12 protein-coding genes are annotated in these 12040 nt (G+C 33.7%); 3 read left to right on the forward strand and 9 right to left on the reverse strand.

Going from position 1 to position 12040, the window contains the following annotated elements; translation table 11 throughout:
- Together UIB65_RS08400 and UIB65_RS08405 are read right to left on the reverse strand one after the other, a co-directional pair.
- The coding region (locus tag UIB65_RS08400; RefSeq protein WP_330040903.1) for an NAD(P)/FAD-dependent oxidoreductase at positions 1 to 1442 on the reverse strand (1442 nt) is incomplete at its 3' end.
- A gap of 239 nt (positions 1443 to 1681) precedes the next feature.
- Complete coding sequence (locus UIB65_RS08405) at positions 1682 to 2200, reverse strand: nitroreductase family protein (RefSeq protein WP_330040905.1); 519 nt, start codon at positions 2198 to 2200, stop codon at positions 1682 to 1684.
- Positions 2201 to 2308: 108 nt separating this feature from the next.
- Between UIB65_RS08405 and UIB65_RS08410 the strand changes: the two genes are divergently transcribed.
- Positions 2309 to 3142 carry a tetratricopeptide repeat protein gene (locus UIB65_RS08410; protein WP_330040907.1) on the forward strand — a complete coding sequence of 278 codons (834 nt, stop codon included), beginning with the start codon at positions 2309 to 2311 and terminating at the stop codon, positions 3140 to 3142.
- Here UIB65_RS08410 and UIB65_RS08415 read toward each other — a convergent pair.
- From UIB65_RS08415 to UIB65_RS08430, 4 genes are all read right to left on the reverse strand, one after another.
- Positions 3134 to 4153, reverse strand: a complete 1020-nt coding sequence (locus UIB65_RS08415; RefSeq protein ID WP_330040909.1) for a LytS/YhcK type 5TM receptor domain-containing protein — start codon at positions 4151 to 4153, stop codon at positions 3134 to 3136. The two genes, UIB65_RS08410 and UIB65_RS08415, sit on opposite strands and share 9 nt — an antisense overlap.
- 133 nt (positions 4154 to 4286) lie before the next feature.
- Complete coding sequence (locus tag UIB65_RS08420; protein WP_330040910.1) at positions 4287 to 4415, reverse strand: hypothetical protein; 129 nt, start codon at positions 4413 to 4415, stop codon at positions 4287 to 4289.
- Positions 4412 to 7954 carry an Hsp70 family protein gene (locus tag UIB65_RS08425; protein WP_330040912.1) on the reverse strand — a complete coding sequence of 1181 codons (3543 nt, stop codon included), beginning with the start codon at positions 7952 to 7954 and terminating at the stop codon, positions 4412 to 4414. The genes UIB65_RS08420 and UIB65_RS08425 overlap by 4 nt, the downstream gene beginning before the upstream one ends.
- A 15-nt stretch (positions 7955 to 7969) precedes the next feature.
- Positions 7970 to 8740: an FHA domain-containing protein gene (locus UIB65_RS08430; protein WP_330040914.1), complete on the reverse strand. Its 771-nt coding sequence runs from the start codon at positions 8738 to 8740 to the stop codon at positions 7970 to 7972.
- 312 nt (positions 8741 to 9052) lie between these two features.
- On the opposite strand from UIB65_RS08430, the gene UIB65_RS08435 reads away from it, so the two are divergent.
- Both UIB65_RS08435 and UIB65_RS08440 read left to right on the forward strand, forming a co-directional pair.
- The gene (locus UIB65_RS08435) at positions 9053 to 9619 is read left to right on the forward strand and encodes a hypothetical protein (protein ID WP_330040916.1); all 567 of its coding nucleotides are present in this window, start codon (positions 9053 to 9055) and stop codon (positions 9617 to 9619) included.
- Positions 9620 to 9644: 25 nt separating this feature from the next.
- Positions 9645 to 10247 (forward strand): hypothetical protein, encoded by a 603-nt coding sequence (locus UIB65_RS08440; protein WP_330040918.1) that lies wholly within the window; start codon positions 9645 to 9647, stop codon positions 10245 to 10247.
- A gap of 5 nt (positions 10248 to 10252) precedes the next feature.
- On the opposite strand, the gene UIB65_RS08445 is transcribed toward UIB65_RS08440, so the two are convergent.
- The 3 genes from UIB65_RS08445 to UIB65_RS08455 all read right to left on the reverse strand — a co-directional run bounded on the left by UIB65_RS08445 (position 10253) and on the right by UIB65_RS08455 (position 12012).
- The gene (locus tag UIB65_RS08445) at positions 10253 to 10912 is read right to left on the reverse strand and encodes a uracil-DNA glycosylase (protein ID WP_330040920.1); all 660 of its coding nucleotides are present in this window, start codon (positions 10910 to 10912) and stop codon (positions 10253 to 10255) included.
- A 230-nt stretch (positions 10913 to 11142) separates the two neighbouring features.
- Positions 11143 to 11613, reverse strand: a complete 471-nt coding sequence (locus UIB65_RS08450) for a pyridoxamine 5'-phosphate oxidase family protein (protein ID WP_330040922.1) — start codon at positions 11611 to 11613, stop codon at positions 11143 to 11145.
- A 30-nt stretch (positions 11614 to 11643) separates the two neighbouring features.
- On the reverse strand, positions 11644 to 12012 hold the full coding sequence (locus UIB65_RS08455) for a tetratricopeptide repeat protein (RefSeq protein ID WP_330040923.1): 369 nt from the start codon (positions 12010 to 12012) through the stop codon (positions 11644 to 11646).
- Between the last annotated feature and the right edge of the window lie 28 nt (positions 12013 to 12040).

Here is a 12040-nt window from a genome sequence, read left to right on the forward strand (position 1 = left end):
TGTATGTTGTGAAGCTTATAAAGACATACTGAACTGCTTGAAGGGCATGCATAAATCATATAGTCAAGCTCTTCAAGAGTTATTTTTTTGTTGATGATGAATGCAAACATGTTTGCAACATTTTCAGCGTCAGCAGCATAAATTTCAGCACCGACAATGTTTAAATCATTATCAACAATGACTTTAGCTTCTGCTGTTGTATCGTTTTTAAGCTCCAGTGAATAGGATTTACCATATCTTATTGTATGGACCTCATATTCATCGCTTTTTTCTGCAACATATGCTGGAACTCCAACGGTAGCTATTCTAGGTATTGTATATGCAACTGCCGGAACGACAGGGTAAGTAATCTCATCGGCTTCACCCAACAATTCTTTTGCAAGATATTTGGAGTGATGTATTGCGACGGTTACAAGTTTTGCAATTCCAGTATCTGCAACATCTCCTGAAGCGTAGATATTTGGAACGTCGGTTTGCAGATGCCCATTTACCTTAATTCCGTTTTTAGTGTATGTCAAACCAACGTTTTCAAGTCCGATTTCATCGACATTAGCTTCTCTTCCCATTGCTGCTATAACATAGTCACCAGTGATGCTAAGTCCACTTTCACAGTTTACGGTAAATGCATTTTCATATGCCTTGTTGTCTATCTTTGCATCGGGATCTCTTAAATCATCATCACTATTCAGACCCCTTTCAACATTCAAAATTCTTTCTTCAGGATTGTCTATGATTACGTTTTCATCCTTAAGGACTTCTGTAACCTGTTCGTTGAAATGGAATCGGATATTTTTCTGCTTTAAAATTTCAATGACCTTCTGGACATATGGCTGGTGGAAGTATTTAAGAGCCATATTACCACGGATAATCACATCAGCAGTCATGCCCGCTTCTGCAAGAATTGATGCGAATTCCATACCGACAAAACCTGCACCTATAATGATGGCATGTTTTGGAAGTTCTGCAATGTCTAAAAAGTCAGTGCTGTCATGCAGATATTCCTTTCCTTTGATATCAGGAATGACCGGTTTTAAACCTGTAGCTATTACGATTTTATCTGTTGTGAATGTCTCATCGCCGACTTTTACTGTATGTTCATCAACAATGATTCCCTTTCCATGGGCTACATCAAGGTCATATTCCTTGAATTTTCCGTCCAAAAATGGAGCCATGTTTGCAATACGTTTCTGTTTGAATTTCATTAAAGCCGGCCAATCGACTTCAAAGTTTCCGGATTTTCCAACACCTTCAAAATTGTCCGTTAATGCTTTGATTTCAAAAGGAGCATCAAGCAGAGCTTTTGAATTACAGCCCCTATTTGCACATGTCCCACCATAAAGGCTTTCTTCGATAATTAAAATTTTAAGTCCCGCTTTTCTTAAAAACCTGCCTCCCTGCCAGGCCGCATTTCCACTTCCTATATAAATGACATCATAATCCATGTTTTAACCTCATTGTTAAAAGTTAGTATCCAATAATATAAATTTTTATCCATGAACCCTTAAAATCCAATAAATTAATGATTTGATGTAGATAACAAAGAAATATAATTTAAAATTATTAAGCAACCATCAAAATATTAAATGTAAGCAACCATATTTTGACGGTTATGATAAAAGACACAATTTAATGAAACGAATTTTAAAGTACAATAGCTAAAAGTTTAATAGCTCCTATGAAATTAAACTAAAAAGTGAATTTTAGACTTGTCGAGATCACTTTCATCATGAGCTTGTGGAATATCATCACTGTATCCCAAAGCCAACATCCCCACAATCCGGTAATGAGAATCTATCTTCAAGATATCCCTTACAACCTCCTCTGAATCTTTTCCGTCTTTGGATCTCAAATGAGTTTGAACCCAGCAGCTTCCAATATCCAATTCGGTTGCCATCAAATGCATATATGTTAAAGCGATTGATGAATCTTCAATCCATGTGTCTGCAACCATACTGTCTGCAATAACAACTATGACTTTATTTGCGCCAGCAATCAAGCCTGCACCCATATCCTTACATTCAGACAATTCCTTCAATGTTTCTTTTCTTTCTACGACCATGAAATTACATGGTTTTCTGTTCATGGATGTTGGGGCTAAAAGTGCTGAGTGAAGAATTAAATCCAAATCATCTTTTGATATATCTTCGTCCCTAAATTTTCGAGTACTCCTTCTTTTGAACATTAAATCTATAAGTGACATGGTTAAAAATTGTAGTTAATACTAAAAAAAGTTTTGTTTGCACCACAATATTTAAATCATATTAAGAGATAACCAAAATATTAAGAAAAACTTAAATGTTTGATAAAAATGAAAAGCAACAACGATTATCTCGACATTGACCCCAATCAAAAAGATGGCTCTGACAACACAAGACAGACCACATTTAAAATTTCAAAAACATTGAAAGTTGATAATTTAATTTCCAATGAAAAATATGATGATGCATTATCTGAAATAAATAGAATTCTCAAGACAGATGCCAACTACTCAAACTGGAATTTGAAAGCCATTATTTTGGCCAAACTAAAAAGATACGAAGAATCCGTTGAATGTTTTGACAAGGCATTATCATTAAATCCCTCAGATGAAATTAAGCTCAACAAGGCAAATTCAATATACAATTGGGCCAAAGTAACATTCTTTCCGGAAGGAAATTATGAAAAGGCACTTAGATTAATCGACGATGCATTGAACATTATTCCAGACAGTGAAGACCCATCCGAATTTTATTTTTTAAAAGCTGAAATTCTGGAGGCATTAAATGACCTTGCAGAATCCCAAAAGGCATATTTGATTGCCTACAAAGAGTTCGATAAGCTCAAGGAATTGGAAAATCAGATTGAATACCTGAACAATACTTCCGATACGTTAATCATCATTACAGGCAGTTACTTTTATAATTTTACACCCGAAAAGGACATCATGATCAATCTGGTGAAACAGGATGACAATGAACATGACCCTGATGCAATTGCAGTGATGTTGAATGATGAACTTATCGGATATGTGGCAAACAGTCCATATACATTAATCGATGAGGTCAAAAGCGCCAGCGACATTAAAAAATTGATAAATGACAATCAGAATGCAAAAATATTGTTTAATTATCTTGGAGAATATACAATTGCCAAATTAGTCTGAATCATCTTTTCTAAGACGCTCGATTTCCTCTTCCAATTCGTCGACTTTTTCACCAAGTTCATAAAGACTATTTTCCATTTCCTTAAATCTCAACTCTTCATAGCTGATTTCTTTTTTATTTATCTTTCCTTCACGGACAATCATTAAAAACAATACCATACCAGTAACTGATGCAAATAACATCAATGGATAAATATCAGAAACAAAAGGGAAAGAAATGTCCGCCGGTGTTAACACTACAATCATCAGCATCTCAAAACCTGTGAAAAGAAACATCAATAGCACTGCTGGAACATTATTAAGGAATTTTCTGCCGTTCAACTCATATATCAAACTTCCGATAATACCTGCAACCACTGTTGTCACAGCACATGGAAATGCAGTGACTCCACCTTGGATATATCTAAATCCTCCTGAAATTATTGCAGAGGGTATTCCTACAACCGGCCCTCCGAACAGGCCTCCAATCATGATAATCAAACACCTTACATTTGCAGGAGTATCTCCGACATAAACATGGTATTTTGAGGCAATGCACCCTAAAGCAGTGAAAATAACCAAACATATCAACTGGTTCCTGCGGGTAATTTTTCCGTTAAGAATATCTTTAAATGATTTTATTTTTGTTGCAATCAATGTAAAAATAATCATTATTGACAATATCTTAAACATTTCAATATACGGAGCGAAAAAAGTTTCAGTATTTGTACTTTTATTAAAATATGAAATGACTATACTCAGAATACCAAAAAGGAGCAAATAGCTAACTTCATAAATCGAACTGTTCCCAAATTTCCTGAATTGAGGAAGTCTTGTAGATATAAAACCCAAAATTATGATTGCAGAAATTATGGTTGCAATGTTGCTGACTGACCTAATGGATATATGAAAATCATAAGTAGTGAAAAAATACTGTATCATGAATACATAAAGGACGATATTTAAAATAAACAAAACCAAAAAGATGGCATTAATCTTTACATTATTTATTACCAACTTATGCCTATCCATTCAAACCATCCCACTTAAAAAAAAGTTATTATATAACTATTGAATTTAATAATTATTAAAATTAGCGAAATGTTTAAAAAAATAACTTACATATTATCATTTTTAATGACTATATGCAATTAATGTAAACACATCATTCATGAGTATTTTCATTTAGAATATCTATTATTTTAGCCAAATCAAAAGGATATTCCAAAAATCCATCAGAACTGCTTTTATTTAATATAACTGTTGCCCTAATTGATTTTTCATCTTTTTTCATAATCCAACACCACCAAATCTTTCATCAATTTCATATAAATCAATTATGACTTCCGCCAATTTATCAAAATCATGGCTGTCCAGTGCCTTTGAAGCTCTTTTGGACAGTTTTTCAAAAAGTTTTTCATTACTGGAATAAATCCCTTCAGTTTTTAGATTGAAAAAACAGGAAATTATAACTTCAGCCCTGTTTAACTTCACATACATTTCCATCAGCATGTCATAAATCTCTTCAAGCCTTTTGAAGTCTCCGGTTTGCTTAACCTCTTCTAATTGCAATTCCAGCCAATCAACATCAAACAAGTCAAGTTGTTTTACGATACTGATTTTATTTTCAACATTTTTCAGAAGAATTAAAAAGTTTAAATTTGCGATTTCATCATCTATAATATTTTTTAGATAGCTGATGAATATTGAAGCCAGATTAAGTCCACGTTCATCAATCTGAACCAAATCAATCAATCGGTCAATATAATCCAATATTTCAATTGACTCAAATGAATAGGAATAATCATTTAAGTAATCTATTGAACTGACCAGTGAATTGTATTGGCTTATTATGTCTTCCCTTACCAGAGTGTCATCTGATATCAAAAAGGACTTGTCAAAAAATTCAATATGCATTTCATTGTTATGGATTATATTCGGGGACTTTTCATCAAGCTCAACTAATGAACCGTTTTTATAGAGATTGATATTATAATTGCCCTTTTTAATTTTCGCTTTAAATTTACCATCGATGTCGAGTTGAATTTTTCCTGTCGAATAAATTTCGTTGGCGAATTCTATATCATATCCCAGAAATGAGAGTTTATCATCAATTGAAAATACCCTTCCCCCAATATTTTCATCGTCAATATCCAATATTAAAGAAAATGGATAAGATGCAATGTCCATTTCAGGAGTTTTTAAAAATCCTGCATAAATTGACGCCCCTCTTGCAACAACAGTCAGAGGATCGATACTGAACTCCAAGGGAATATTCAAATTTTCGCTAATTGATTTTTGTACAATCGGACTTATGCAGGAACCTCCCACCAGAATAACTTTATCAATATCATGATGTCCAACAGAATGCCTGTTTAACAGATTTTGCACCGAATTAAAAGTAGGTTCAATCATGGATTCAATGATTTTTTCAAGGACATCTCTTGTTAAAGTGCAACTGAAATCGTAACTGGTGAAAAGGTCATTTATGAATATGTCTGTCAAACTAGATTTTGACAATTCTTTTTTGGAATTTTCCGCCACAATTTTAAGTTTGGAAAAAATTTGTTTGTATTTCGGATTGCTGTCGTTGAAATTCTCCAAATTCAAATCCCCAACAATTTTTGGAACGAACACTCGGTTTACAATAGCCCAATCAATTGCATTTCCTCCAAAATCATCCAATCTAAAACTGTCAACAATTTCAATATTTCCCGAATTGTTGCTGATTAAAGAAAGAGTAAAAGTTCCGCCTCCCAAATCATAAATAATCCAATATCCATCGCTAAAAGATGCCAAATCATATGCAATAGCTACGGCAGCATGTTCCATCAATAGGCTATGTGACCTGAATCCGGCAATATCTGCAGCATCGTTTATGGCTTTTGTCTTTATGTAATTTGAATTTGCAGGAACACAGATAACAGCATGAGTCATATCAGTGCGAAATTGCTCAAAGGCAGATATTCTCAAATCTTTCAGGATTTCTGCAGACAGCTCTTCGGGCTGCATCACCCGTGAGGCATCCTGAAAGTTGAACGGAATGGAAAAACCCATATTATGCTTGAATTCAGATACTGCATTTTTATTGTCAACCAATATCGCATCCCTTGCGTCGGCTCCTACATGAATGTTGTTTTCCTTATCAATCAAGACAGCAGATGGAGTGAAATCATCCCCCGTCCTATAATTTTTAATGATTATCGGATTTCCGCCATTGTAATATGAAAGAACAGAATCCGTTGTTCCCAAATCAATGGCATAATCGACGGTATCACCATTTGATTTCTCCAGCTTAAGTTCTGAATTTATATTCTGTTTCCACAATGATAACTTGTATTCATATTTTCGCCTAATGTCAGAATCCAAAACTACTGCAAATTCCATCAAATTTGATGCATTAGTCAAATTGTTTAATTTGATTAGGTTTAATGATTTTGCTACAATTTCTTCTGTAGAAAACGTTTTTAAGATGTTGATTATCGCAGAATATATTGAATTGACACGGCTGTTTGAATCCATCAGCTCTTCAAGTGAAAAGACTGCTTTAACCAAATTTCCATCTTCGGACAAGTTAATGAATATTTTCCACAAGTCAATATAATGTGCATATTTATGTTTGATTGATGGATTGTATGCAATAGCTTCGTTTAACAAATCACATGCCAATCGATAATTTTTACCCCTTAAATTTACAGTGAATGCCTTTGAAACCAATTTTACATCAGGATATTCTGATTTCCACATCCTCAACGTTTCACCATAAATTTCACGAACATCATAATTCTTTAAAACTTCACTTTCCAATATTTCAATAGCTTCATCCAGCCCATTTTCTTTTTTAGCAATTAAAAAAGCATTTCTAAGTGAATCGTTAATCAAACAATCTGAATAGTCATCATCCATGTTGTTTTGAATTTTGTTTTCTGTTTTTTGAGGCAGCTGGTTAATGGCTATTTCCACATCATTCAACAATTCTGATGCGTTGTGATATCTCTTGTGAGGGTCCATATTCAGGCATTTCATTACAATGCCGTCCAGTGCTTTTGGAACATTTTTATTATAATGACTAGGAGGCTTTATTTGATTTTGCCACGGTTTTAAATCATACACCTCTTCATCACTGAACCTTTCAATGTCATATGGAAATTTGTTGGTCAAAAGCTGATAAAAAATAACTCCCACAGCATAAATATCAGTCATGGTTGAAACTACCTTTTTGAAGCATTCCGGAGCCATGTATGGTCTTGTACCCACTATGTCAATGTCAGAAATCTTGGTTGTCACCTCTTTTGAAAACCCGAAATCAGAAATTTTAACGATTATATCACCGTTTGCATCATAACTCAGCAGTATGTTATTAAGCTTAAGGTCCCTGTGAATGATTGGAGGATTCGAAAGGTGCAGAGTATTTAAACCCATCAGAATCTGTCTCATCAAATTCAATGTGCGGTCAATGGGCATCGATAAATTGGAATCAATGAATGAATTCAGGTACTGTTCCAAATCTCCGCCCTGCACATATTCCATTACAAAAAAAGCCAAATCCCGATTGTCCTTAGTGTTCGAGGCAGACATTATTCCAGCATCATATATGCTTATAATGTTTTCATGTCTCAATTTAGTTGCAAGCATTACTTCCTTAAAAACCGATTTGACATTGGTTGTTGGACTTATTGGTTCCTTGATGATTTTCATCGCACGAAGGTCATCCAGATAATTATGATTTACCAGATACACCTTGGCAAATGATCCTTCACCTAAAAATTTTTTTACATCATATTGACCATTGAAAAAATCGTCAACAAGATTTTTAATCTCTTCCAAATCCAACAACATCACCAATGCCTAATATGAACAGTATATAACGGCTCCGCCGTTTCCCCTTGATAATTTTATAAATGAATTGTTTCTAATTGGTGTAGGCTTTCCTACAATAATTTCATCATCCCTGACGAATGTTCCATTGGAGCTTCCTTCATCCAGAATACACCATTTGCCATCCCTATTGAACAATTTTAAATGAGGTTTTGAAACATTGGAGACAGTTTCATATTCATTATCCAAAAGGATTGCTGGAGAATCGAAATCATCTTTAGTGAAGTTACTTTTTCGCCCAATAAGAATTGTTTCACCTTTGGCAACCTTAAATGTTTTACCTCTATCCGGACCGTTGAATATTGTTAATATGCAATGTGAATCATCACCAGAATTCAGATTGCTTTCATGTAAATCAAAGAATGATAAAACTTCATCAGAAAAAAAGCTAATCTCTAAAAATAAATCCAGAAATGCGGTATTTTTCAACAGATACCCATTCACATTTCTTCGGCCGATTTTATTGGCAACTTCTTTTTTTACAGGGACTTCTTCAATCAAATCTGATTCAACAAGCTGTTTCAAATGCTGACCCAACATTTGGACAGTAATGGAAATATTATATTTATTCAAAAGAAATGAGTTTAATTCACGAGAATACAAAGGTTCCTTCTTATTGTCCCTTAGAATTTCCAAAATTGAAAATCTAACTTTATTGTTGATTGCAGCCAATTTTTTTGAGATTATGTCACAATCAAATGAATCGAGCATTACAGTGTTAGTTGTTTCTGAGTCATCCATATCAAATTCTCCAATCAAGTTTACTAATACAATATAATTTATAATAAACTCACTATTTAATAATTTCCTATTTAATATGAATGTTACATTAATTTAACAAGACAAGAATAAATATTTTTTAAATTTAATATGAAAATTAAGCTTAATATAAAATTTTAACTTTATATTGTTGTTTAAAAAAATTGAAAAATAAATTTCAAAAATCCTATCAAATTGTTCCACTTATGACCCTTGGTTCAACATCAAGCAGTTTAGGGAATTTCACAATTCAAAAACTTTAATTATTTTAAAATCAATAGTAAATCTGATAGTATGGAAATTACAGCAAAACAGATGAAAAAATCAATAAAAAGAATATATAAAAGACTTGATGAAGTTTCACCAGTTGATTTCGATTGCGGAACATTGTGCGGTGAGGTCTGTTGTGTTTATGATGCCGATGAATCACATGCTGAAGAACTTGTGTTATACCTTTTGCCAGGTGAAGAGCTAATGTATGAAAACAGCGATGAATTTGAACTCTATTATATGGATTCATCCGAAATAAAATATCCTCATTCATGGAAAGACAGCATTTATCTTGTAAAATGCAAAAATCCTCCCAAATGCGACAGGTCAATCAGACCCATCCAATGCAGAACATTTCCATTGGTCCCCCACATATCCAAAAACGGTGAGTTTCATCTTGTTTTGGACGAAACTGAATTTCCATACATATGTCCGATAATACGTGACCACATTAAATTGAATGAGGATTTCATTAATGTTACATATGAAATATGGAAAAAACTGATTACTAACCCCCTGGTCTATGACCTGGTAGATATGGATTCCAAAGACAGGGACAAAAGAACCACCAGCTACAAAATAGTCATTTAAATATTATTACACACATACTATTACCATGCCTAAAAAAATTATCATAATGATTTTAGCATTTTTCATACTGATGAACACTGCAAGTGCCATGGACAGCTCCAATTGGACAAAAGCCAATGTGGGATATGAGGAATTCAAGATTCCTCCAAAATATGAAAATCCCTATTCAAGCGATTTCAACATGTATGAATATGACGAGGACATTGACGTTTTCACTATCAGATATGTCAATCCAAGAATAATGGACTTATACTGGTACTTTTTGGAGCACAACAGCTATGCAAAAAAGGTAAACATTGGAGGTCATGACGCAATTCATTTCAGAACTTATGACCGCCATGATGAGGCAAACAATTCCAAACTTTGGTTTTCTGCAGGAGACGAATTCTACTATATTGCATGGAGAGGAAACGAAATAACACCTGAAATCAAAGAGGTTGTAAAAAGTGCAAATCAGTCAAACTACAATAAGAGCGAATTTTATAGCATATTAAATAGCGAATATGATACATACAAGGTTGTAGATGCAATTCAATCTCAAAGATATGATGCTCCTCAAAGGGATAATGGGCATCACTCATTTGTTTCATTCGGAAGCAATGGAGTCAACTTTGGAATTATGACATGAACCATTTATAATTTCCAGCCTATTTCATCCAAGTTATTTTCTTTTAAAAAATCATTTGTCAGTTTAAAATGATTTGAACCAAAAAAGCCACGCCTCGCTGAAAATGGGGAAGGGTGAGATGTTACTAAAACCAGATGGTTGGGATTTGTAATCAATTCCTTTTTCTTTTCCGCCTGTTTTCCCCAAAGCAGGAATACGATAGGCTGAGTTTGGCTGTTAAGCAATTTTATCACATTGTCCGTGAATGTTTGCCATCCGCATTTGCTATGGGAATTGGCTTTGCCTTCCTCTACCGTCAATACTGTATTGAGCAGAAACACTCCCTGTCTTGCCCATGATTCCAAACATCCGGACTCAGGAATTGGATAACCATATTCTGTATTGATTTCCTTAAAAATATTTTTTAAAGACCTTGGAATAGGTCTGCCGTCAGGTGTGGAAAATGCAAGCCCGTGGGCTTGTCCCTTTTCATGGTATGGATCCTGACCTAAAATAACCACCTTGACATTATTCAATGGTGTTAACTTGAATGCATTGAATATTTCATCAAATGGAGGATATATTGTCTTGGTTTCATATTCTTTTTTTACAAAATCGTTAATATTTGAAAAATAATCCTTTTCAAATTCATCCTTCAGTGCTGTATCCCAATCGTTTCCTATCATAAAAATCAATCTTTTCCATCATAATTTTTAGGCATACCAAAAAATTTATATAGTATTTCCTACAACTTTAATTATAGTGATAAAAATTTAGGTTTACCTAAACTTTAATTTTTCATTACTAACTCCGATTGTATTAAATTAGTTAAACTATTTTTCTGATTTAATAAAGCATATAACTACTCTCACGAAATTAGATATGATTATTCATATTTAATTTCACACCCAAATAACTATTTTTCACGTACTAATTTACCTGACATATGTTCAATTGTTATTTCAAATACCTCAGTCCTATCAAGCATTCTATTGATTTCGCTTACTGTTTCTTCATGAGTTGGGAAAAATTTATCCCCCAAATATGTTAATTTATCAATTTTTTCATCCTTATCCGTTAAAATCCTAATTTTTCCAAAGACAATAACGCTTTTGAAGGTATACCACCAGTCACCATCCTTTCTAAAGCCCTTATCCATCACACAGTAAGATACCTTGTCACATCTTTTGACTGCATCATTCTTATGGCCCTCCATTGCTCCATGAAAGTAGATTTTTCCATCAACATATACATGGCTCATTGGAAGCGCATAAGGATAGTCATCATCTCCCAAAAGAGCCAGGACTCCCCTAGGCTCATTGGTGAGTATTTCCATACATTCCTCTTTTGATAACTCCTGCTTGTGCCTTCTCATTTTACGAAACATGATATCATCTTTAACCCAAAATAGCTGACATTAACTAATTTCTTTCAATCTTTTCATCAGATCACTTTTACTTGACCCTTCAACATTTAGAACAGCCTTTTTTAGAATATCAATTTCACCGCCAACGTTTCCCTGTTTTTTGTATATATCAGCTATCCCAACATATGCATCAACATTATCAGGCATAATCACCAAAACTTTCTTGAATAATTCAACTGCCTTATCGTCAGGTGAAGATTTAGCTTCATTTAACAATTCTGAAACATCTTTCATTTGACTTTCTAAATTCTTATTGGATTTTTTAGACTCATTTGAATCAATTTTGTCCAATTTGTTGAAAATCTCATCAGCATCATCACTGCTGAATTTAGAACCTACCTTACGAGTTTTTTCTTCCATATTTTAACTATGTCCGATTAGCTAATAA

Origin of the sequence: Methanobrevibacter sp. (genome assembly GCF_036307625.1) — an archaeon.
Classification (GTDB): domain Archaea; phylum Methanobacteriota; class Methanobacteria; order Methanobacteriales; family Methanobacteriaceae; genus Methanocatella.

Coding starts and splice junctions, on each gene's coding strand:
- UIB65_RS08440 (WP_330040918.1), top strand. CDS start 9,645: ATGCCTAAAAAAATTATCATAATGATTTTAGCATTTTTCATACTGATG.
- UIB65_RS08410 (WP_330040907.1), top strand. CDS start 2,309: ATGAAAAGCAACAACGATTATCTCGACATTGACCCCAATCAAAAAGAT.
- UIB65_RS08430 (WP_330040914.1), bottom strand. CDS start 8,740: ATGGATGACTCAGAAACAACTAACACTGTAATGCTCGATTCATTTGAT.
- UIB65_RS08435 (WP_330040916.1), top strand. CDS start 9,053: ATGGAAATTACAGCAAAACAGATGAAAAAATCAATAAAAAGAATATAT.
- UIB65_RS08405 (WP_330040905.1), bottom strand. CDS start 2,200: ATGTCACTTATAGATTTAATGTTCAAAAGAAGGAGTACTCGAAAATTT.
- UIB65_RS08445 (WP_330040920.1), bottom strand. CDS start 10,912: ATGATAGGAAACGATTGGGATACAGCACTGAAGGATGAATTTGAAAAG.
- UIB65_RS08415 (WP_330040909.1), bottom strand. CDS start 4,153: ATGGATAGGCATAAGTTGGTAATAAATAATGTAAAGATTAATGCCATC.
- UIB65_RS08450 (WP_330040922.1), bottom strand. CDS start 11,613: ATGTTTCGTAAAATGAGAAGGCACAAGCAGGAGTTATCAAAAGAGGAA.
- UIB65_RS08455 (WP_330040923.1), bottom strand. CDS start 12,012: ATGGAAGAAAAAACTCGTAAGGTAGGTTCTAAATTCAGCAGTGATGAT.
- UIB65_RS08420 (WP_330040910.1), bottom strand. CDS start 4,415: ATGAAAAAAGATGAAAAATCAATTAGGGCAACAGTTATATTAAATAAA.